Below are 21684 nucleotides of genomic sequence, written 5' to 3' on the forward strand. Positions count from 1 at the left end.
CTCGGTTCATGACACACACTCGAGAACTCCTGCCAACGACCACCGGCGCGGAGCGGACCCCCGGCCCGTCCCGAGAGACTGTACTGCGGATGTGCGGTGCGGCGCTGGCCATCGGCGGCCCGCTGTGCATCGCGGGCGGCACCATCCATCCGATCGTCGACGGCAAGGGCCATTCGGTCGAAGCGCTCACCAGCCCGGGCACCCCGCTCGCGCAGTCCCTGCTCGGCATCGGCACCGTCCTGCTCGTCCTGGGCCTGCCCGGCCTGTACGCCTGGATGCGCCCGCGTCTGGGCACCGTCGGTTTCATCGGTCTGCTCTGCTACCTGGTCGGCAACATCACCACCGCCGCCGGGCACCTCACCGTCGAACTGTTCGTCGCCCAGCGGCTGGCCTCCGATCCCGCCACCGCCCACCTGATCGCCGACAACGACAACATGATCGACAGCACCGCGTTCCTGATCTTCAACCAGGGCGGCGGCCTGGTCATGCTGACCGGCATGGGTCTGCTCGGCGCGAGCATGCTGCGCAACGACACGGTCCCCCGCTGGATCGCGGTGCTCACGCTGATCGGCATGGTCGCGTTCTTCCTGCCCATGCCCGCCGTCCAGCACCTCACCGGGTTCGTCTGGGAGGCGCCGCGCGGCATCGCCGTCGCCGCCCTGGGCATCCTCATGCTGCGTCACACCGATGGATTGCGGCGCTGGGCCGGGCCCCTGCGCGGCGCACCCGCTCCCGTCCCCGCCGCATGACCCTCGGTTCGCCGCGCCGCCGATCTCCCCGGCCGCGCGGCGAATTCACGATCTAGCGCAGGATCATCAGCGCCGACTTCTCGATACGGTCGGCGATCTGCGAGTACGAGCCGTAGCCCATGCCCGCGCGCACGAGCGCGCCCGCGTACAGCAGTTCGAGCGATTCCACGACGTCCGGATCGGCCTCGGGCCCGAGCGCGCGCACGATGCGCTTACGGATCTCCGCGCCGATCCGGTCGCGCAGGTGCGCCACATCGGGATCGCGGCCGAGCAGCGCACTGGTGACCGCGCCGGAGAGTTCCTGCTCGTCGGCCACCAGCAGCGCGATATCGCGCAGCTCGGCGATCACCCGCACGACCGGATCGTCGGAGTCGCTGGCGGGACTCTGCGAAGCCACGAGCCTGCGCCAGAAGATCTCGGCGACCAGGTGTTCCTTGGAGGAGAAATAGGTGTAGGCCGTCGCCGTGCCGACTCCCGCCGCCGCGGCGACCAACCGGATCGTCATGCCCGCGAAGCCCTCACGCGCGAGCACCTCCACCGCGGCCTTGGTCAGCTTGTCGACGGTGTCGGCCTGCTTCCCGCTCAGACGCCGCCGGGTGGCCTCGACCGGAGTGGAGTTTTTTTCGGACATGTGTCCAGACACTATCAGTTCTTGGCGGCGGCCACTCCCGCGCGACGCCCGTAGAAGCTGCCGTCACCCAGGGACGCACCGCTGACGTAGCCGCCCGCGGCCAGGCCGGAGGTGCAGCGGCCCGCGGCGAACAGGCCGGGGATGGGTTCGCCGCTGACGTGCAGGACGCGCGAATCGAGGTCGGTGCGCAGGCCGCCCAACGTGAATCCCGCGGTCATGCCGCGCAGATCGAAGCCGGCCAACGGCGTGCCGATCGGGCGCACCCACTCGGGCTTCTTGCCCAGCATCGGGTCGACGCCGTCGGCGGCGTGGCGGTTGTAGACCTCGACGGTGGCTTGCAGCGCGCCCGCGGGCAGCCCCATGTCCGACTCCAGTTCCTCGACGGACTCGGCGGCCCAGGTCGGGGGCTGGCGGAAGAAGTGGGTGGCGCTGACCGTCTTCAGCGCTTCCTCGTAGGACTGCTCGTCGATGACCAGGTACGCCTGGTTGTCCTGCTGGATGAGGGTGGCCTGGCCGATGCGGCCGGGGTAGGTGTCCTCGGTGACATAGCGCTGGCCGCGGCCGTTGACCAGGATGCCGCGCGCCAGCAGTTGCGGGTCGGCGAAGAAGGCGACCTCGGTGGCGTCCATGTGGGCGAGGTCGGCGCCGAGCGCCTGGGCGACCCGGATGCCGATGCCGTCGTGCTCCTCGATGGCGGCGGCCGGGCGGCCGATCAGGCGGGGCGCGAAACCCTCGATCATCCGGTCGGCGTAGGCGAAGCTGCCGGTGGCCAGCACCACCCCGCGGTCGGCCTTGATCACCACCTCCTCGCCGAACCGGGTGGCGACGAGGCCGACGACCCGGCCCTCGTCGTCGACGACCAGCCTGCGGATCCTGGTGTCGTACTGCACCTGCACACCGAGTGCTTCGGCGGTGTCGGCCAGCGGCTTCATCAGCATGTAGCCGCCGCCGCGCTGGGCGATGCGCTTGTTCGCGTACTGCGGCACGTGACCGCGCGGGGCGGGCGGGATCTCGGTGTTGAACGGCGCGGCGTTCTCGCCGCCGGAGTACATCAGGCCCTCGTCGTGCGGGGGTTCCCAGCCGGGCTCGCCCCAGAACTCCTCCTTGAACGGCACGCCGCAGGAGACCAGCCAGTGGTAGTGCTCGACCGAACCCCGGCTGTAGTCGGCGATCTTGGCCTCGTCCACGCCGGGGCCGAGTGCGGCGGTGAGGAACTTCTCCATGTTCTCGGGGGTGTCGGAGAAGCCGAGGGCCTGCTGCAGCGGAGTACCGCCGCCCAGATAGATGAATCCGCCCGACATCGCCGCGGCACCGCCCCACCCGCTGGTGCGTTCCAGGATGAGCACCGACGCGCCGGCGCGCGCGGCCTCGATCGCGGCGCACACCCCGGCGATGCCGTACCCGGCGATCACGACATCGGCGCCGGGGCCCCATTCGGCGACCTCGGCGGCGCGCAGCGGGCGCAGTGACTTGGCATCGGACATGGTGTGCTACCTCGTGTTTCGGTCGCGGGCGGGAATGGGTGCCCGGCGGCTGGTCGCCCCCGGGCTGCGGTCAGTTCTGAACGGATTCGGCTGCTTCGGGATCGGCTGCTGCTTCGGGATCGGCGGCCGCGGGCCCGCCTGCTGCGGGCTGGGGTTCCTCGGCTCGAGCGGCCTCGGCGGCGCGGCGGGCGGCCTTCTTCCACCGGCCGACCACCGAGCCGACGCGCATGTCGAGGGAGGTGCCGCGGGGCCAGCCGACGTAGTGGCACAGGAAGATCGCGATCTCGTGCAGTTGCGCCTCGGTCAGCTCGTCCGCGTCGAGGGCGGCGCGCATCTGCTCGGCCGCGTCGTCGATGCGGTTCTGCTGGGTGAGCGCGCCGAGCAGCAGGAGCTTGCGGTCACGGTCGCTGAGCCCCGGCCCCGACGCGGCGGGATCATCGCCGCGACCGGGATCGGCACTCTCCGCGGCATCGGCACCGCCCCTGGGCTCCACACCGCTCACGGGCTCGGCACGGCCCCCTCTTTCGACACCGCTCATCAGCTCTCTCCCTGCCGCGCGATCTCGCCGGTCCCCACTCCCAGACCCGGACCGAGATGGCGCAAGGCCAGTGCCGCCAAGGGCAATTCGACGCCGAGCCGTTCGCCCAGTCCCAAGGCCAAGCCGAGATCCTTCTCGCCCAGATCACGGACATGACTGAGGATGGGCAGCCAGAAATCGCCCTCCTCGATCGGCGCGGTGTTCTCGCGCAGCATGATCGCGCCCGCACCGCCGGTCACCGCGTCGGAGTGGCGAACCACCTTGCCCAGCGCGGTGATGTCGAGCCCGGCGGACTCGGCCAGCCGCTGCGACTCGGTCGCGGCGGTGAAGGCGACGAAATGCAGCAGATTGCGGGCCAGCTTCATCCGGGTGCCCGCCCCGACCGGACCGGCGTGCACCACGAGGTCGGCGAAGGTCCCGAAGGGCTCGCGCACCCGCTCGAACGCCGCCTGGGAACCGCCGACCATGACCGCGAGCCTGCCGGACTTCGCGCCGCCCGCACCGCCGCTGACCGGTGCGTCCACCAGGTCGACGCCGCGTTCGGCGCAGACGGCGGCCAGTTCTTCGGCCGTGCGGTCGGAGATGGTGGAGTGCACCGCGATCACCGTGCCCGGCCGCGCGGTGCTCAGGATGCCGCCGGGGCCGGTGACCACGCCGCGCACCTGGGCGTCGTCGAGCACCGCGACCGAGATCACCTCGGCGTCCTCGGCGACGGCGGCCGCGGAATCCACGCCCCTGGCGCCCGCTTCGGTGAACGGGGCGACCACATCGGGGCGCATGTCGCAGACGGTGAGCCCGCCGGGCCAGGCCAGCAGGCGCTGGGCCATGGGCGCGCCCATATTGCCCAGGCCGATGAAACCGATTCGCTTGTCGCTCATGACCGGATGATCTGTCCGCCGTCGATGTTGAAGATCTGGCCGGTGACCCAGGACGCCTCGTCGGAGAGCAGGTAGAGGCAGGCGCCGACGAGATCGGCCGGGGTCCCCATGCGCTTGAGCGGCAGGCGCTTGACCATGTCCTCGACGATACTGCCGGGCGTCACGGTCTTGGTGGCGTCGGTGTCGATCGGTCCGGGGGCGATCGCGTTGACGCGGATGTTGTTGCCGCCGAGTTCGACCGCGAGCTGCTGGGTGAGGCTGTTGACCCCCGCCTTGGCCAGGCCGTAGAAGCCGGAGTAGACCCAGGCGGCGGTGGAGGACTGGTTGACGATCGAGCCGCCCGCCATCTTCATGTGCGGGTAGACCGCGCGGGTCACGTTGAGCGCGCCGTCCATGTTCACCGACATGAACTTCTTGTAGTAGTCCCACGGGACGGTGATCAGCAGGTCCAGCTTCATGTCGCCGTAGATGGCGGCATTGTTGACCAGGTGGTCGATGCGGCCGAAGCGTTGCGCGGTGGTCTCGGCGAGCGCGGCGGCGGATTCGGGGTCGGCGACGTCGACCTCGGCGAAGATCGCACTGCCGCCGTCGGCGGTGATGTCGGCGGCGACAGTCTTACCCGCGTCGATATTGCGGTCGGCGACGACCACATTCGCGCCCTCGCCTGCCAGGGCGGCGGCGTACGCGGCGCCGATACCTTGTGCGGCGCCGGTGACGATGACCGTCCGGTCGGTGAAACGCCCCATGTCGGGCTCCTCGAAAGTCGTTGGAAGGGTGAGTTTTTCGCTGGCAGGGGACCGTCGCTCAGACCGCGGTGGCGATCAGCTTGGTCTCCAGGTACTCCTCGAACCCGGCCGTGCCCATCTCGCGTCCGATGCCGGACTGCTTGTAGCCGCCGAACGGCACGTCGGCGCTGTACCAGATGCCGCCGTTGACGCCGAGCGTGCCGGTGCGGACCCGGTGGGCGACCGAGGCGATGCGCTCGGGATCGGTGCCGTAGATCGACCCGGACAGGCCGTAGGGGGAATCGTTGGCGATGGCGACGGCCTCGTCGTCGGTGTCGTAGCCGATCACCACCAGGACGGGACCGAAGATCTCCTCGCGTGCGACGGTCGCGGAGTTGTCCAGACCGGTGATCAGGGTCGGCTCGATGAAGTAGCCGCGGTCGCGGTCGGCGGGACGGCCGCCGCCGGTCACGATCTGCCCGCCCTCGGCGCGGGCGATGTCGATGTAGTGCTGCACGCGGTCGCGCTGGCGCGCGGAGATGAGCGGGCCGCAGATGGTGCGTGAACTGGCGGGATCCCCCGGCCTGATGCCGCCGAGAGTGGCGGCGGCGATCTGCACAGCCTCGTCGTAGCGGCTGTTGGGCACCAGCAGGCGGGTGCTCAGCGCACAGCCCTGACCGGCGTGCACGCACACCGAGAACGCCGCCATCGACACCGCGGCACCGAGGTCGGCGTCCTCGAGCACGATGAAGGCGGACTTGCCGCCCAGTTCCAGGAATGTCTTCTTCACGGTCGCGGACGCGGTGGCCATGACGGTGCGGCCGGTGGCGGTGGAGCCGGTGAAGCTGACCATGTCGACGCGCGGATCGCCGCACAACTGGCTGCCGAGCGCGTGGTCGGCGGAGGTGACGATATTGATCACGCCCGGCGGGATATCGGTGTGCTCGGCGATGATCGGGCCGAGCACGGCCGCGCACCACGGGGTGTCGGGAGCCGGCTTGAGCACGACGGTATTGCCCGCCGCGAGTGCGGGGCCGAGCTTGGCGAAGGTGATCTGGTGCGGGAAGTTCCACGGCGTGATCGCGCCGACCACGCCTACCGCTTCCCTGCGCAGCCGCCGATGAGTCGCGATCCCCATCGGGCTCGCGACACCGAGATCGGTCTCCCACCCGTAGCTCGCGGCCAGATTCGTGGGGAACGCCAGATCTGCGACCGGACCCTCGAGCTGCGGACCGCTGGTCAGCATGACCGGCGCGCCCGCCTCGGCGACGGTGACCGCGCGGACGTCCTCGATGCGGTCCTGGACGGCCGTGCGCAGCTGTTCGAGACAGCGCACCCGGAACTCGTGGTTCGTCGACCAATCGGTCGTGTCGAAGGCGGTCCTGGCGGCGCCGATGGCGGCGTCCATGTCCGCGCCCGAACCGTTGGCCGCCACGCCGAGCACTTCTTCCGTAGCCGGGTTCACCGTGTCGAATTCGCCCGCGGCACCCGGCGTCAGCTTGCCGTCGATGAACAGGCGCGTGCCGTCGGTGGGAAGACCGCTCATGATCGCTCCGATACTGTCTGGACAGGTGTACGGAATATAGTCCAGCTCACGCGCCAACCGCAAGAACATGTTCCATTATTGCCACCTTCGCCGCAGGATGTATGTGCGATGATCCGATGGAATCGGTTGCCGTCCCGTGGGCCGCTCATGCCCGGGATCCACGGCAGACCGGCCGGTCACCGCCCGCGAGCACCAGCACCCGGAGAGAGCCGATGACAAGCACCGAGACCACGCCCACGGCCACCGTGCCCCAGCGTGTCACCCCCGAACTGATCGACCGGCTCACCGCGCGGGTCCGGGCGAGCGGCGACGCCGACGGCGGGCCCGGCCGGGCCAGGACGCCGTTCCCGTTGATCGAGGTCTACACCGGCGCGACCTACGGCGCACTGCCCCAGTCCCGTCCGCAGGATGTGATCGACGCCTTCGCCACGGCCCGCGCGGCGCAGCGCACATGGGCCGCCACGCCGCTGAAACGGCGGCTCGCCGTCTTCGCCCGCGCGCACGAGCTCATCCTCACCGAGCGCGAGACGATAGCCGATCTCATCCAGGTCGGCTGCGGCAAGACCCGGCGGATGGCCTTCGAAGAGTCCTGCGACGTGCCGATGATCATCAGCCACTACCTCGCGACCGCGCGCCGGATCCTGAAGCCGCGCACCCACGGTGGCCCGGTGCCGCTGCTGAGCGCCTCCCTCGAGGAGCACCGCCCCAAGGGTGTGGTCGGCGTGATCGCGCCCTGGAACTTCCCGTTCGCGCTGGCGCTCTCGGATGCCGTCGCCGCGTTGATCGCCGGCAATGCGGTAGTGCTCAAGCCGGACAACAAGACCGCGCTGTGCGCGCTGTTCGGCGTGGAGCTGCTGCACCGCGCGGGACTGCCGGAGGGGCTGTTCGAGGTGGTCTGCGGCGAGGGCCCCGACATCGGCGGCGACCTGGTCGACAACAGCGACTTCGTCATGTTCACCGGCTCGACCGCCACCGGCAGGCTGATCGGCGAACGGGCCGGGCGCAATCTCATCGGATGCAGCCTCGAACTCGGCGGCAAGAACCCGCTGATCGTGCTCGACGACGCCGATCTGGACGCGGTGGTGCCGGGCGCGGTGTTCGCGACGTTCGCCAATTCCGGGCAGGCCTGCATGCACATCGAACGCATCTACGTCCACGACCGCTGCTACGACGAGTTCCTGCGCCGGTTCGTCGATGCCGCCGCCGATCTCGGTACGAAGGCCGGGGCGAGTTACGACTACACCCCGGAATTCGGATCGCTGATCTCCCCCGAACACCTGGCTCGAGTGTCGGCGCATGTGGACGAGGCGCGAGCCGCGGGCGCGACGGTGCACACCGGCGGCCGGGCTCGCCCCGACATCGGCCCGGCGTTCTACGAGCCGACCGTGCTCACCGATGTCCCCCCGCATGTCGCCCACGCCACCACCGAGACCTTCGGGCCGGTCGTCACCGTCTACCGGGTCGGCTCCGAACAGGAGGCGATCAACCGAGCCAACGCCACCGACTACGGACTCAACGCGAGCGTGTGGAGCTCGGATCGGCGCAGGGCGCTGCGGGTGGCGCGGCGACTGGAGGCCGGGAACATCAATGTCAACGACGGGTTCGTCACCAGCTACTCCTCCAAGGCGACACCCTCGGGCGGGGTGAAGCAGTCCGGTATCGGGGCCAGGCACGGCGATCAAGGACTGCTCAAATACACCGACACGATCAATGTCGGCGTACTGAAGAGCCAGGTGATCACCGCTCGCGCGAAGTTGGCCTACGACAAGCAGATCGCCTCCACTCTGGCCACCCTGCGGATCATGCGCCGCACCCGGCTGCGCTGATACCGTGACGCCGGAGCGGGTACGAACACACTCGACCCGCATCGGCACGACTCGAGGAGCGACACGAGTGAGCATTCGCGACATCACGCTGCGGACCCTCTCCGGCGAACAGACCACGCTGGCCGAACTGGCGGGTGACAAGGCGGTACTGGTGGTCAATGTCGCCTCGAAGTGCGGTCTGACGCCCCAGTACACCGGTCTGGTGGAACTGCAGCGCACCTACGGCGACCGTGGATTCACCGTGGTGGGCGTGCCGTGCAACCAGTTCATGGGCCAGGAGCCGGGCACCGCCGAGGAGATCGAGCAGTTCTGCTCCACCACCTACGGCGTGGACTTCCCGCTGCTGGAGAAGACCGATGTCAACGGCGAGAACCGGCACCCGCTCTACGCGGAGCTCACCCAGACCGCCGACGCCGAGGGCGGCGTGGGCGATATCCAGTGGAACTTCGAGAAATTCCTCGTCGACCGCGACGGCAAGGTGGCCGGGCGATTCCGTCCGCGCACCGAGCCGAACGATCCCGCGATCGTCGCGGCCATCGAGAGCGCGCTGTAGGGGGCCTCGGCCGAGCGATCACTTGTCCTTGTCTTTGTCCTTGCCTTTGTCTTTGCCCTTGTCCCCGTTGCCGGGGCCGTCCGTCGGGGCGACGCCGGACGACGGGACAACCGACGGCGGGGCGGTGACGGCGGCCGGGCCGGACTGCGGGATGGAGGTCTGCGGGGACGGCGGGCTGGGCGTCGACTGATCGCGCGTGAGGACCAGGACGATCACGACCAGCAGAACCGATACGGCCGCCGCCACCGCCATGATCACCCCCGCGGGCGGACGTGACGGCGGCGAGCCCGGCGGGATGTAGGCGCCCGCAAGCGTTTCGCTGTGCCCTGGTCCCATCGGAAGCGTTTCGCTGTACCGAGCGGCGGACGGCAGCGATCCCGGATCGGCGAACGGCATCCGGGCGGCCGGTGCCGGCGGCACCCGCGTGGCCGACCCGCCCTGCCGATCCAGCACAGGCGAGTGCGGGGCGGGCAAGACCGCGTGGGCCTGCGACGGGGCGGTGAGGGCCCGCCGGGCGGCCTCGGCGAACTCGGCGCAGCTGTCGAAGCGGTCCCGCGGTTGCTTCGCCATGGCCCGGGCCAGTACCCCGTCGAGCGCCACGGGCACGTCGGAATGCCGCCCGGAGGCGGAAGGCGGCGGGTCGTGCAGGTGACCGGAGATGATCCCCACCGGGTTGTCGGCCGGGAACGGAAGACCTCCGGTGACCAATCGGAACAGCGAGCAGGCCAGCGAGTACTGATCACTGCGGTGGTCCAGCCGCGCACCGGAAAGCTGCTCGGGCGAGGCGAAAGCCAGGGTCGCGGTGAAGGTACCGGTCCGGGTGAGCGCGGCGGAATCCTCTTGCGGCCGGGCGATGCCGAAATCGGAGAGGTACACCCGCTCGTCCGCACCGGCTTCGCCGGGCTCGAGCAGAATGTTGGCGGGCTTCACATCCCGATGCAACACCCCGCGCGCGTGCGCGAAATCCAGTGCCTTCGCCGTCTCGCCGACGATCCGCACCGCTCGCCACGGCGGCATCGCGGCGCGGTCGATCGAGGCCGCGTCCGAGCCGTCGATGTAGCGCATGGAGATCCACAGTTGCTCGCCCTGCACGCCGCGGTCGTAGACCCCGACGATGTTCGGGTGGTCGAGCCGGGCGACCAGCTCGGCCTCCCGCTCGAACCGCGCGCGGATCTCGGCGTTGTAGAACATTTCCCGGTCGAGCAGCTTCAACGCCGTCCACCGGGGAAGCCGGGGATGGCGAGCCAGGTACACCGCGCCCATGCCACCTCTGCCGAGCAGCCGCTCGACGGTGTACCCGGCGAAAACCGCTCCGTGTTCGAGCACGGTCAGTTCAGCGGGGCCGAACGCCACCAGCGCAACACCTCGTCGATGCTACCGACGATGCCGTCGGTGTACATCAGGAACTGCGCGCGGTCCGGATCGCCGGTGAAGACGGTGACCATCTTCGGCCCGCTGTTGTCGAACTTGTAGTTGGTGTAGGACTGGCCACCGTTGGTATCGGTCGACTGCACCGCGTCCGACGGCAGGTTTCGCAGCGCCGCTTGCGCGTCTTCCGGCGAGTCGTAGGCGTAGATGGTGAAGAACGGGTCGGCGTTGTCGCCACCGCCGAAGCAGTCCCATTGATGGACCCAGTCGCCGAAGTCCGGGGTGCCGTCGGTCGGGATCGACGGGCGATCGTAGCTGTAGGAACCACAGGTCGCACCGTTGTAGCCGACGTCACCGTCTTCGTTGTCGGGCACCATGCGGGGGAACTCCCGGCTGATGGCATCGCTGTCGGCGACGATCGGCGTCGCCGACATCGTCGTGCTCGGGCTCGTGCTCGTCCTGTCGTCGGCGGCCGGATCTCCGCCGCCGGAGGCCAGCACACCGACAATCCCCAACCCGACCAGCAGCAACACCACGACACCGACGGCGATGGCGACGATCAACCCGGTATTGGACTTGCCGCCCGGCTTGCCCGGCGGCGTCGGCGGACGTCCACCGTTACCGGCGAAGCCGTAGGTCCCCGGCGGGGTGTACGGCGGGGCCTGGCCGCCCTGCTGCGCCATGGCCGCGGTCGCCGTCTGCCCGGCGTGGTTGACCATCGTCGGCCCGCCGGTCATGGCCTGCGGGCCGCTGGTCATCGGTCCCTGCGCGAATTGCTGATACGGCGCGCCGGTCAGCTGCCCGCCGGTCATCGAACCGGCCATCTGGTGCGGCCCCGAGGAGATCGGGTACTGCGGGCCGGTCCCCTGGGGTCCCGGCGTCAACGGCAGCGCGGGCGAACTCTGGCCGTCCAGCGCTGCCTGCGCGGCGGCGGCGAACTCCGAGCAGGAGGCGAAGCGATCCTCCGGCCGCTTGGCCATCGCCTTGGCCAGCACCGCGTCCAGCGCGTAGGGCAGGCCGGGACGCACGCTGCTGAGCGCGGGCGGCGGGGTCTGCAGATGTCCCTGGATCACCTGGGCGGGATTGGTCGCCGCGAACGGGCCGCTGCCGGTGAACAACCAGAACATCGTGCAGGCCAGCGAGTACTGGTCGCTGCGCCCGTCGAGGCTCGCACCGGTCAGCTGCTCGGGCGAGGCATAGGCCAGGGTCGCGGTGAAAGTGCCGGTCTGGGTGAGATGGCCGGTGTCGTCGCGCAGGCGGGCGATGCCGAAGTCGGTGAGGTAGACGCGTTCGCCGCGGCCGCCGCCGGAACGAGCCAGCAGGATGTTGGCGGGCTTCACGTCCCGATGCAGCACACCCATGCTGTGCGCGTAGTCGAGCGCGTCGGCGGTCTCCTTGATGATCTGCACCGCGCGCGCGGGCGGCAGCGTCTTCGGATCCACCGAGGCGGCATCGACCCCGTCGATGTACTGCATCGAGATCCACAGCTGCTCGTCTTCGATGCCGCGGTCGTAGACGGTGACGATATTGGGGTGGTCGAGCCGGGCGACCAGATCCGCCTCCCTTTCGAACCGCGCCCGCACCTCCTTGTCGTCGAACATCTCCCGGTTCAACAGCTTCAGCGCTGTCATTCGCGGCAGCCGCGGATGTTTTGCCAGGTAGACCGATCCCATGCCACCGCGGCCGAGTTGCCGCTCGATGACATAGCCGGCGAAGACCTCACCGCTGGCCAGCATGTCTGCTCCAATTCTCGCCCGCACCGGGACCCGCCGGGGGACGTTAAGCATGAGAAATCATCGAAACCATAGCAGTCGTCGCATGCGCCGAATGCCATCGAAGTACTACGGCGGAGGTCGTCCTTCCCCGTCCGCGGCGCCGCTTGCTCCGCCGTTGCCCGCGGGGGCGGGACGCCCGCGCCGGACGCGGTCCGGCAGGGCGATCACGATCGGACGCGGAGTGCGTCCGGAGGCGCGCCCCGGGGGACCCGAGGCAGGCCGATCCGCCGCGGGCGATCCGGCGGCAGGCGGCTGGGCGGGGTGCGGCGGCCCGGTCGGTGGGCGCGGCGGAACCGGCCCGGACGCACCCTGGTGATACGGACGCGCGAGATCCACCGCGCCCGGCGATGCGGGGAACGGGGTGGTCGGCGGCAACCCGGGCGCGGTCTGATGCGACCCCGGCTGCGATGACTGTCCCTGGGCTCCGCCGGCATTCGGATATCCCGGGTGGCTCTGCGGATTACTCGCGGGCGATCCGGTGACGGCTCTGCCCGCGCCGCTCGCCGGAGGCGGGCCGAACGGCGGGGACGCGCGTCCGGTGCCGGGCCTGTTCGGGTACCCGGCCGGGAGGCGGCGCGCGCCGGGCGTGGGATAGGGCCCATAGGTCGCCGGGTAGGACGGGTTGGCCGGATTCGACGCCGGGAAGGGCGGATTCGACGCCGGGAAGGGCGGATTCGCGCCGGGCCGCGGCCCGCTCACCGGATACGGCGGGTTCGTGCCGGTACGCGGCCCGGCGGGGGAAGGCCCGTGTGCCGTGGGGTACGGATTCCCGGCCGGATGCGGATTTCCCGGGTACGGCGCCGTGGGGTACGGCCCGTTCGGCGCCGCCGACGGCGCGGCGGAGTACCCCGTGGGCCGGTAGCCGTGATTCGGCTGCGCCGGACCGGGCGGGTAGCCGGTGGGCCCGGCGTGGGGCGCGTACGGCTGGGGCGGGGCCGTCGGCGCACGCCCGGCCGTCAGCGCCTGCCGGGCGGCGACGGCGAACTCGGTGCAGCTATCGAACCGGTCGGCGGGATTCTTGGCCATCGCCTTGGCCAGGACGGCGTCGAGCCGCGGCGGCAGGGCGGGCCGGGTGGCGCGCACCGACGGCGGGGGGCTGTAGAGGTGATCGTGGATCACCTTGGCCGGGTTGCCGTCGGGGAACGGCGCCGAGCCGGTCAGCAGCCAGTACAGCGTGCAGCCCAGTGAGTACTGGTCGGCGCGGTGATCGAGGGGACGCCCGCCGAGTTGCTCGGGAGCGGCGTAGGCCAGGGTGGCGGTGATGGTGTCGCCGGAGGCCAGTGTGGTGTCGGAATCACGCACCCCGGCGATGCCGAAATCGGTGAGCAGCACCCGTTCCGGATGACCGATCGGCGCCTTGGCCAGCAGGATGTTCGCCGGTTTGATGTCGCGGTGCAGCACACCGTTGGCGTGCGCGAAATCCAGTGCGGCGCCGACCTCGGCGATGATCTGCACGGCGCGGGCCGGGGCGAGCACATCGACATCGACAGCGGCGGCGTCGGACCCGGAGATGAACTGCATCGAGATCCACAGCTGGTCGTCCTCGGCCCCGCGGTCGTAGACGGTGACGATATTGGGGTGGTCGAGCTGGGCGACCAGGTCGGCCTCCCGCTCGAATCGGCCTCTGATCTCGGCATCGGTGTAGAGCTCGCGGGCCAGCAGCTTCAGCGCGGTCAGGCGCGGCAGGCGCGGATGCCTGGCCAGGTACACCGTGCCCATGCCACCCTTGCCCAGCACACGTTTGATCTCGTAGCCGGCGAAGGTTTCGCCGATCTGCAACACGGTGATCCTCACCCCCTCCAAACCGATATCCGCGCGACCACGATCGGCCCGACCTCCTACCGATGTATCTCTCCGGAGCCCGCCGGTGCAACAGTGGCCTGTCTTCCCGCGCCGATCTTCCTAGCATTGTCGGTCATGGGGGCGTTGCGCGCGCATGGTCCGTCGGGATCGACGGCAGGGTCGGATGTCGGCCCCACTCGTTAGGCTGTGGGCATGCGCATCGGAGCACACGTCCGGCTCGACGACGACCCCATCGGCTTCGGCAAGAAGCTGGGCGCCGACGTCATCCAGATGTTCGTCGTCGACCCGCAGAGCTGGGACAAACCCGTCCCGCATCCGCGTGCCGAGGAGATCCTGGCCAGCCCGATCGAGGTTGTGGTGCACTCCTCCTATCAGATCAACGTGGCCAGTACGAACAACCGGCTGCGCATGCCCTCGCGCAACGCGGTCGCCCAGCAGGCGAAGGCCGCCGCGGATCTGGGTGCGTTCGGGCTCGTGGTGCACGGCGGTCACGTCCGCTCCGACGCCGAGATCGACGCAGGAATCGACAACTGGCGCAAGCTGTTCGAGCGCCAGCAGGACAAGGGCGGCTTCGCGGTGCCGATCCTGATCGAGAACACCGCGGGCGGCAACCACGCGATGGCCAGGCACTTCGACATGATCTCCCGGCTGTGGGAGGCGGTCGGCGACTACGGCGCGGGCTTCTGCCTCGACACCTGCCACGCCTGGGCGGGCGGTGAGGATCTGGTCGGCGTGGTCGACCGGATCAAAGCCATCACCGGCCGTATCGACCTGGTGCATCTGAACTCCTCGCGCGACGCGTTCGACTCCGGCGCCGACCGGCACGCGAACTTCGCCGACGGCACCATCGACCCGCAGTTGCTGGCCGAGGTGTGCCGTACCGCGGGCGCCCCGGTGGTGCTGGAGACCCCCGCCGACGGTGTCGCCGAGGACCTGGCCTACCTGCGTGAGCACGTCGGCTGACCGCGCGGGCCCGGCACGCGGTTGCACCGGGCTGGACCCACGCCGATCGAGTCGATGGTCCACACTGGTGGGCATGATGAGCAAGGCAGGCAATGCCGCAGCCGTGGTCACCGGCCACAGTGCGTCGAGGGCACATGAGGCGTAGGCGCGAAGAGGGCAGGCGACCGATCGGCCGCGACCGATGGGAGTCGCGCGCCCCGGGTCACGCCAGGCCGACGATCAATCCGAACCCCGCGGGCGCGAATCAGAAACCGTGGGGCGGTGTGATGTGCGTTCCTCCGCAGGCCAGGGAGGACCGTCCACGATGCTGATCAGCGGCAGCGGTTCGGCCTCCCGTTCGGCGGCGCTGCGCGGAGCCACCCTCCGGGATGTGACCCTGCGCGACGGGCTCCAGCTCACCGGCAAACCCCTGCCGCTCGAGCGCAAGATCGAGATCGCGCGCACGCTGCTCGAACTCGGAGTGCCCGAACTCGAGATCGGGTCGATGGCGCGCCCGGACCTGGTGCCGCCGATGGCCGACACCCTGGCCCTGGTCGAGGCGCTGACCCCGGAGGAGCTGTCCCGCTGCTGGGTGTGGGTGGCCACGCCCCGGCACGTGGAGAAGGCGGCCGCGGCCGGTGTACGGAATTTCCAGTACTGCTTCTCGGTGTCCGACGCGCACAATCGCGCCAATATCGGCCGCGACACCGAAGCGAGCGTCGCGGCCATGCCCGAGGCGGTGCGACTGACCCGGTCCGTGGACGGGCGCATCCAGTTGTGCCTGGCCACCAGCTTCACCTGCCCCTTCGACGGCGACGTCGATCCGGAGCGGGTGGTCTCGATCGCCTGCGATCCGCGTACCGACGGCGCCGTGGACGTGGTCGTCGCCGACACTCTCGGCCAGGCCCATCCCGGTCAGGTGCACGCGCTGATCGCCGCGATCAGGGACAACTCGCCGCATCGGCGGATCGTCTTCCACGGTCACGACACGTGGGGCATGGGTGTGGCCAATACGCTCGCCGCGATCGACGCGGGCGCGAGCATGGTCGACGGGTCGCTCGGCGGGTTGGGCGGATGCCCCTTCGCGCCGGGAGCCAGCGGCAACACCTCCAGCGAGGACATCCTGTTCGCCACCCGACCGGATTGGCTCACGCCCGCGGCGCTGGCCACCCTGGTCGATCTGTCCGAGCGGCTGCTCACCGATCTCGGGGAGCCGAATCGTTCACGCACCGCCCAGGGCGTGCGCACCGAGTCGACGCCGTTCTCCTGGACCGCCGCGGTCGCCCGGGGGAACTGAACCGCCGAACCGAATCGCGTGTGACCGGGCGGGTACCCCGGGGTACCGCGGCCACCTCTCAGGCGGTTTCCTCGGCGGGCGAGGCGTCGGCGCGAATCTTGAGCAGCACCAGCCCGGCGGTGCAGGCCAGGATGAGGCCGGCCACGGTGACCTCCACGTGCAGGCCCGCGATGCCGAGGACCGCTCCGACCAGGCCACCGGCGAAGAACAGCCACGCCGCCCACTTGGCGGGCACCGCGAAACGCATGGGTCTGTGCGGTTCGGCCGGAGCCGATGCCGTGATCACGGGCTCCTGCGGCGGCGTGGCCGCCTGCTCCCCGGAGGCCGGATCGGCGGCGGGTACCCGGGATGCCGAGTAAGCTCCCATCATCAACTCCTCGATGACGCCGTGCGGGTGATGCTGTCGCGCAGGAGCTTCAGCGCGTCGTTCGACTTCTGGCGTCTCATGCGTAACTGCCACCACACGCTACGACCACCCGATCCCCCCGACCACGACACGTAGTCGCGACACGCCGACGAAATCATTTCGAGATCTGAAGTGTAATTGTTTCAAAATCCCTGTTCACGGCGATGATCATCACCTCCCACGTGGCCGCGCGGCGGGGCCTGGTCTAAGGTGAGCCTCGACAGACGCACGAGGAGTAGCCCCGATGAAGAGCAGCAGGACCACGCTCGTGGGGCCGGGAATAGCGGTCGGCGCGGTATCCCTCGGCCTGATCGTGATCGGCTCCTGCGGCATCGGCGGTGAGGACACCTACGTGCCGCCGCCCCCGCTCGACAACCGGCCCGCCGCGGCAGCGGTCGCGCGGGACGACGGTTCGAGTTCGACCCTGGCGCCGGTGGTGATCCCGCCTTCCCCGAGCTGGCAGGTCGCCCCGGCCGGGCCGCCGCGCAGGCCGGCCGGCTACCGCACCATGACCACCACCCCGGAGGACGACCCCACCACCGGTTCGTCCCGCACCACCGCACCCGGCGCTCCCGAGGAACCCGACGACGTCGACGAGCCGACGACGACCAGGCGCACCCTCTCGCGCACGCCGTCGACGCCCGCGCCGGTGGACGAAACCACCGACAGCACATCGGCTCCCGAGGACGACCGGCCGACGGACGACGACGAGTCCGCCGACGGCGGCCAGGCCACCGAGTCGGAACCGGCCTCCGAGCCCCGCACGCCCGCCGCGGGCGTCGGCGTCGAGCCGCACAGCGTCCCACCGGAGAGCGCGCAGCCGCAGCCGCACACCCAGAGCGCGCAGCCACCGGCCGACCCGCGGCCCCTCGACGCACCGCCGGGCGGCGAGTCGCCGACCACTCCCACGCCGACCACTCCCGTGCCCATCGATCCCACGCCGACCGATCCCACGCCGACCGGCGCGCAGCCCTGACACCGAGCGTCTCGGCGTCGAGTGCCTCACCTCGAGAGCGGGCGCAGTTCCCGTCGTCGAGGAAGAACTCGGAGGCTTCGACGAACGGCCACACCTCGACGCATCGGCACCTCCCGGATGCCGACCACCCCAGCGCGTCGCGGCTCGGCGACCAGGCCGAGGCACACGGCGGGGTGACAGGACGCGATCACCCACGGACCCGATACTCGGGGAGATACGAACGCGCGGGCGGACACTCGAAAAACACTCAGCGGCGGCGCGCCGTCGCGCGCCGCCGCTGGGTCCGAACCGAGACCGGCAGCCGTTCCTACAGCTCGACCAGGTCGTAGCCGCGGGTGGCCTCACGAAGCACGGCCAGGTGCTCGTGTTCGCCGCCGAGCGTGCGCCCGATCGCGGTGAGCCTGGCGACATAGTGGGCCACCGGGTACTCGGCGGTGATGCCGATGCCGCCGTGCATCTGGATGGATTCCTGCCCGACGTGCCTGGCCGCCTTGGCCACCTGCAGGCGCACCCGCGAGATGACGACCGGGTCGAACACGCCGTCGGCGACGGCCGCGGTCAGGTACAGGTTCATGCTGCGCGCCAGCTCCAGCGAGACGTACATGTTGGCCGCGCGCTGGGTCAGCGTCTGGAACTTCGACAGCGTCACGCCGAACTGCTTGCGGGTGCGCAGGTATTCCGAGGTCAGCCGCAGCGACTCGGTCATCGCGCCGACGGATTCGGCGGCCAGGCCCGCATGGGCGTAGCCGAGCGCCTCGCGCACCGCGGCGGCGGTGTCGGCGCCCGCCTCGCCGAGCAGTTCGGCGGGGGCGGAAGCGAATTCCAGCTGCGCGCCGCGCAGGCCGTCGATGGTGCGGTAGCCGGTCCGGGTGACGCCCTCGGCATCGGAGGCGACCAGGAACAGACCGAGGCCGCCGTCGGGCAGCACCGCGCTGACCACCAGCCGGTCGGCGCAATCACCGTGCGGCACCGGGTTCTTCACACCGGTCAGCGTGTACCCCTCGCCCGAGGTCGCCGCCTCGGCGCGGGTGGACAGCTCTTCGGAGGGCCAGCGCACGCCGGGCTCGGAATGCGCGAAGGCGAGCAGCAGCTCACCGCCGGCCACGGCGGGCAGGATCGCCGAGCGCTGCGCGTCGGTGCCCAGGCGCGAGACCAGCGAGCCCGGCACGACCACCGCGTCCAGGAGCGGTTCCGGGGCCAGGCGCACGCCGAATTCCTCGAGCACCACCAGGGTCTCGACCGGGCTCGCGCCCGCGCCGCCGTCTTCCTCGGCGAAGCCGAGGCCGAGCACGCCGAGTTCGGCGAGCTGACGCCACACGTCGCGGCTCCAGCCCAGCTCGGTGTCGGTCACCTTCAGGCGGGTTTCGGAGTCGTAGGCGCGGGAGAGGAGGTCACGCACGGTGTCGCGCAGCATGACCTGTTCTTCAGTGAGTTCGAAATCCATGCCCTGTCCTCACAATCCGAGGATCGTGGAGGCGATGATGGTGCGCTGCACCTCGTTGGAGCCTCCGTAGATGGTGGTCTTGCGGTAGTTCAGGTATTTGCCGCCGCTGCGCTGGGCCCAGTCCGGGGAGGCGATGCCCTCCGCGCCGACCGGGACGGCGTCCGGCCCCGCGATGTCGAGCAGCAGTTCGGTGGCCGCCTGCTGCAGTTCCGAACCGCGCAGCTTGAGCACCGAGGAGGCCGGATTCGGCTTGCCGTCGGAGGAGTTGGACACGACGCGCAGCTGGGTCAGCTCCAGCGCGATCAGCTCGTTCTCCAGTTCGGCGATCCGGCTGGCGAACACCGGATCGTCGAGCAGGGTGCCCGAGCCGGACTTCACCTGGCGCGCGTGCTCCTTGGCGACGGCGATCTTGACCTTGGTCGAGCCGACGCCGGTGATGCCGGTGCGCTCGTTGCCGAGCAGGAACTTCGCGTAGGACCAGCCCTGGTTCTCGACGCCGACCAGCTGATCGGCGGGCACCCGGACGTTCTCGAAGAAGACCTCGTTGACCTCGTAGCCGCCGTCGATCGTCTTGATCGGGCGGATGGTGACGCCGGGCGACTTGACGTCGAACAGCAGCATCGAGATGCCCGCCTGCTTCTTCAGCGCGTTCGGGTCGGTGCGCACCAGGCAGAAGATCCAGTCGGCGTACTGGGCCGAGGTGGTCCAGATCTTCTGGCCGTTGACGATGTAGGAGTCGCCGTCACGCACGGCGGTGGTGCGCAGCGAGGCGAGGTCCGAACCCGCGTCGGGTTCGGAGAAGCCCTGGCACCACCAGATGTCGAGGGCGGCGGTCGGCGGCAGGAAGCGTTCCTTGAGCTCCTGGGAGCCGAAGTGCGCGATGACGGGGCCGATCATCGTGGCGTTGAACGTCAGCGGCTCGGGCACCGAGGCCAGCTGCATCTCGTCGAGCCAGATGTGGCGCTGCATGGGGGTCCAGTCCTTGCCGCCCCATTCGACCGGCCAGTTCGGCACGGCCAGTCCGTTGTCGTTGAGGATCTTGTGCGTGGTGACGATGTCCTCGCGAGACAGCTCGCGCCCGTGCTCGACACGATCACGAATCTCCGCGGGGATCTGCGTGCGGTAGAACTGCCGCAATTCGTCGCGGAAGGCTACCTCGTCAGGGGACAGGGATATTTTCATACGCAACTCCCGTTGTGTCTCGTACGTACGCTTAGAACCTACCCGCGAGTCAACCGGCTCTGTCGAGTGGACCACACCTTTTCCCCATGGTGGGCTGCAACACCGCACCGAACCGGTGACAGGAGAGACCGAACCCCGCATTTCGGGCGCTCATCCGGCCTCCTCGCACGGCGCTCACCGGGCTGGACTGGTAGCTTGACGCCCTAGAGACACGCCCGAGAGGTTCGAGGAGTTATTCGGTGAACGGCAGAACACTCGCACTTTCCGCCGTCGCCGCTCTCACGCTGGGCGTGGGCGCGGTCGCGACCGCGGTCCCCGCGGTCGCGGAACCTTCGGTCGCCGATTCCGAGAGCGCGCCGGTCGCCGGGGCGCTCACCGAGCTGACCGAACGCGCGGGTGAGGACCAGGCCGCCCGAGCGGGTGTCGGCGCCCTCCGCCGGTACACCGAACTGGTCGACGTGGCGCAACTGCGCGACATCGCCGGCGTATGGGCGCCCTTCGCCTACGCCGCGCCCACCTTCGGCTGCGGCAGCAACGGCCCCATCACCACCATCATCGCCGCGGCGACCACCTACGGCCGCACCGCCGAGAACGCCGAGCGTCCCGAGCCGGGCAGGCTGCGGTTCAGCGCGACTCCCGCCCACTCCGGCATGCCGCTGAACTCCGGCCTGGTGGTCGCCTGGGTCAATGTGAACAACGGCCGCAGTGGCATCGACATGCTCGACGACCGCACCGCCGAGGGCATGCCCACGCTGTCGCGCACCGTCGAGAGCGGCCCCGGCACCGTGATCGCCTCGATGTGGGGCGTGATCGGCTACCCCGGCGCGCACTGCGTCATGACGCCGACGGTCGGCACCTTCTCCGTGCCCGACGCCCCGCTGCCGCCCGCACCCGAGGGAGAAGGCGCACCCGTGCCGAACCCCGCCATCGCACCGGTGCCCGATCCGGCCCTGGTCCCCGCGCCGGAGCCGCCCCCGGCCGCCGCGCCCGCCTGACGAGCACGGCTCACCGCCGAAACCGTTCCACACATCCGGTCCACGACGCGAGCAGGCCACGGTCCACGGCCGGGAGACTTCGCTCCGAAACATGAAATGCGTTGTGGTGCCGCGTCTCTCGGTCTCCCGTCGGGTACGGGTCGCCACTGCTGCACCGATATTCCGGCGCGGCGGAGGCAGATGATCACCGTGCCGGATCGCGATCAGCGTGAGCGTCCCGGACGGCCGACGGGCGATGCTCCACCGACGGTGCGCCGGTCAGATAAACCGTCCGGGATTCCAGGTCCAGTGCGCCACCCGAGGCGTTGATGTCGACGCGCATCAGTTGCTTGTGCTCCCGCTCTTCGAGGAGATGGCGCTTCGCAGGATCGAACAGGTTGTCCATCACACCGAAGACCCCGCCACCCGCGTCGCGGCCACCCTCGGACTTGCGCCAGTACATCCACCCGCGCCGCTCGGCCCACAGCGCCAGCTGATCGAGCGCGACCGATACCGCGACCACCGCGATCGCGAACACCAGGTATCCCATTCTTGTCATTCCCCTCGGCGGACCGAGAACGCCTGCG

At 70.1% G+C, this 21684-nt stretch carries 19 protein-coding genes and 1 pseudogene; 7 read left to right on the top strand and 13 right to left on the bottom strand.

The genetic code is table 11. From position 1 onward, the window contains the following. The first annotated feature begins 8 nt into the window (after positions 1–8). Positions 9–749 carry a hypothetical protein gene (locus tag IU449_RS11735; protein WP_195001829.1) on the top strand — a complete coding sequence of 247 codons (741 nt, stop codon included), beginning with the start codon at positions 9–11 and terminating at the stop codon, positions 747–749. 52 nt (positions 750–801) lie between these two features. On the opposite strand, the gene IU449_RS11740 is transcribed toward IU449_RS11735, so the two are convergent. The 6 genes and pseudogenes from IU449_RS11740 to IU449_RS11765 all read right to left on the bottom strand — a co-directional run bounded on the left by IU449_RS11740 (position 802) and on the right by IU449_RS11765 (position 6551). Continuing rightward, positions 802–1380: a TetR/AcrR family transcriptional regulator gene (locus tag IU449_RS11740; RefSeq protein WP_195001830.1), complete on the bottom strand. Its 579-nt coding sequence runs from the start codon at positions 1378–1380 to the stop codon at positions 802–804. 14 nt (positions 1381–1394) lie between these two features. Continuing rightward, a complete protein-coding gene (locus IU449_RS11745) occupies positions 1395–2864 on the bottom strand; it encodes an FAD-dependent oxidoreductase (RefSeq protein WP_195001831.1) in 1470 nt (489 codons plus the stop codon). 184 nt (positions 2865–3048) lie between these two features. Next, positions 3049–3402: pseudogene (locus tag IU449_RS11750) on the bottom strand (carboxymuconolactone decarboxylase family protein); the annotation flags it as partial. Next, positions 3402–4280 carry an NAD(P)-dependent oxidoreductase gene (locus IU449_RS11755; protein ID WP_195001833.1) on the bottom strand — a complete coding sequence of 293 codons (879 nt, stop codon included), beginning with the start codon at positions 4278–4280 and terminating at the stop codon, positions 3402–3404. The gene IU449_RS11755 and the pseudogene IU449_RS11750, both read right to left, overlap by 1 nt. Continuing rightward, complete coding sequence (locus IU449_RS11760) at positions 4277–5026, bottom strand: SDR family oxidoreductase (protein ID WP_195001834.1); 750 nt, start codon at positions 5024–5026, stop codon at positions 4277–4279. Before IU449_RS11760 ends, IU449_RS11755 begins: the two co-directional genes overlap by 4 nt. Before the next feature lie 58 nt (positions 5027–5084). Then, a complete protein-coding gene (locus IU449_RS11765) occupies positions 5085–6551 on the bottom strand; it encodes an aldehyde dehydrogenase (RefSeq protein WP_195001835.1) in 1467 nt (488 codons plus the stop codon). Positions 6552–6763: 212 nt separating this feature from the next. Between IU449_RS11765 and IU449_RS11770 the strand changes: the two genes are divergently transcribed. Beyond that, positions 6764–8377 (top strand): succinic semialdehyde dehydrogenase, encoded by a 1614-nt coding sequence (locus IU449_RS11770; protein ID WP_195001836.1) that lies wholly within the window; start codon positions 6764–6766, stop codon positions 8375–8377. A gap of 88 nt (positions 8378–8465) precedes the next feature. Next, entirely contained in the window at positions 8466–8930 is a 465-nt protein-coding gene (locus IU449_RS11775) for a glutathione peroxidase (RefSeq protein ID WP_228804496.1), read from the top strand. A gap of 18 nt (positions 8931–8948) precedes the next feature. Here IU449_RS11775 and IU449_RS11780 read toward each other — a convergent pair whose 3' ends face one another. From IU449_RS11780 to IU449_RS28995, 3 genes are all read right to left on the bottom strand, one after another. Further along, on the bottom strand, positions 8949–10283 hold the full coding sequence (locus tag IU449_RS11780; protein ID WP_324188194.1) for a serine/threonine-protein kinase: 1335 nt from the start codon (positions 10281–10283) through the stop codon (positions 8949–8951). Beyond that, positions 10259–12034 (bottom strand): serine/threonine-protein kinase, encoded by a 1776-nt coding sequence (locus IU449_RS11785; protein ID WP_195001838.1) that lies wholly within the window; start codon positions 12032–12034, stop codon positions 10259–10261. Before IU449_RS11785 ends, IU449_RS11780 begins: the two co-directional genes overlap by 25 nt. 105 nt (positions 12035–12139) lie before the next feature. Then, on the bottom strand, positions 12140–13867 hold the full coding sequence (locus tag IU449_RS28995) for a serine/threonine-protein kinase (protein ID WP_324188195.1): 1728 nt from the start codon (positions 13865–13867) through the stop codon (positions 12140–12142). 201 nt (positions 13868–14068) lie between these two features. Between IU449_RS28995 and IU449_RS11795 the strand changes: the two genes are divergently transcribed. Both IU449_RS11795 and IU449_RS11800 read left to right on the top strand, forming a co-directional pair. Next, positions 14069–14839, top strand: a complete 771-nt coding sequence (locus IU449_RS11795; protein WP_195001839.1) for a deoxyribonuclease IV — start codon at positions 14069–14071, stop codon at positions 14837–14839. 304 nt (positions 14840–15143) lie between these two features. After that, entirely contained in the window at positions 15144–16115 is a 972-nt protein-coding gene (locus IU449_RS11800; RefSeq protein WP_195001840.1) for a hydroxymethylglutaryl-CoA lyase, read from the top strand. 58 nt (positions 16116–16173) lie between these two features. On the opposite strand, the gene IU449_RS29830 is transcribed toward IU449_RS11800, so the two are convergent. Then, positions 16174–16485 carry a hypothetical protein gene (locus IU449_RS29830; RefSeq protein WP_416382131.1) on the bottom strand — a complete coding sequence of 104 codons (312 nt, stop codon included), beginning with the start codon at positions 16483–16485 and terminating at the stop codon, positions 16174–16176. Positions 16486–16765: 280 nt separating this feature from the next. On the opposite strand from IU449_RS29830, the gene IU449_RS11810 reads away from it, so the two are divergent. Next, a complete protein-coding gene (locus IU449_RS11810) occupies positions 16766–17497 on the top strand; it encodes a hypothetical protein (RefSeq protein WP_195001841.1) in 732 nt (243 codons plus the stop codon). 307 nt (positions 17498–17804) lie between these two features. Here the strand turns inward: IU449_RS11810 and IU449_RS11815 are convergent, their stop codons facing one another. Both IU449_RS11815 and IU449_RS11820 read right to left on the bottom strand, forming a co-directional pair. Further along, positions 17805–18941, bottom strand: coding sequence for an acyl-CoA dehydrogenase family protein (locus IU449_RS11815; RefSeq protein ID WP_195001842.1), 1137 nt, complete (start codon positions 18939–18941; stop codon positions 17805–17807). A 9-nt stretch (positions 18942–18950) separates the two neighbouring features. Next, entirely contained in the window at positions 18951–20123 is a 1173-nt protein-coding gene (locus IU449_RS11820; protein WP_195001843.1) for an acyl-CoA dehydrogenase family protein, read from the bottom strand. Between the two features lie 239 nt (positions 20124–20362). Here IU449_RS11820 and IU449_RS11825 point away from each other — a divergent pair, with 239 nt between their 5' ends. Further along, the gene (locus IU449_RS11825; protein WP_195001844.1) at positions 20363–21118 is read left to right on the top strand and encodes a hypothetical protein; all 756 of its coding nucleotides are present in this window, start codon (positions 20363–20365) and stop codon (positions 21116–21118) included. A gap of 184 nt (positions 21119–21302) precedes the next feature. Here IU449_RS11825 and IU449_RS11830 read toward each other — a convergent pair whose 3' ends face one another. Continuing rightward, positions 21303–21656, bottom strand: coding sequence for a DUF6191 domain-containing protein (locus IU449_RS11830; RefSeq protein ID WP_195001845.1), 354 nt, complete (start codon positions 21654–21656; stop codon positions 21303–21305). Positions 21657–21684: the final 28 nt, after the last annotated feature.

Origin of the sequence: Nocardia higoensis (genome assembly GCF_015477835.1) — a bacterium.
Classification (GTDB): domain Bacteria; phylum Actinomycetota; class Actinomycetes; order Mycobacteriales; family Mycobacteriaceae; genus Nocardia; species Nocardia higoensis_A.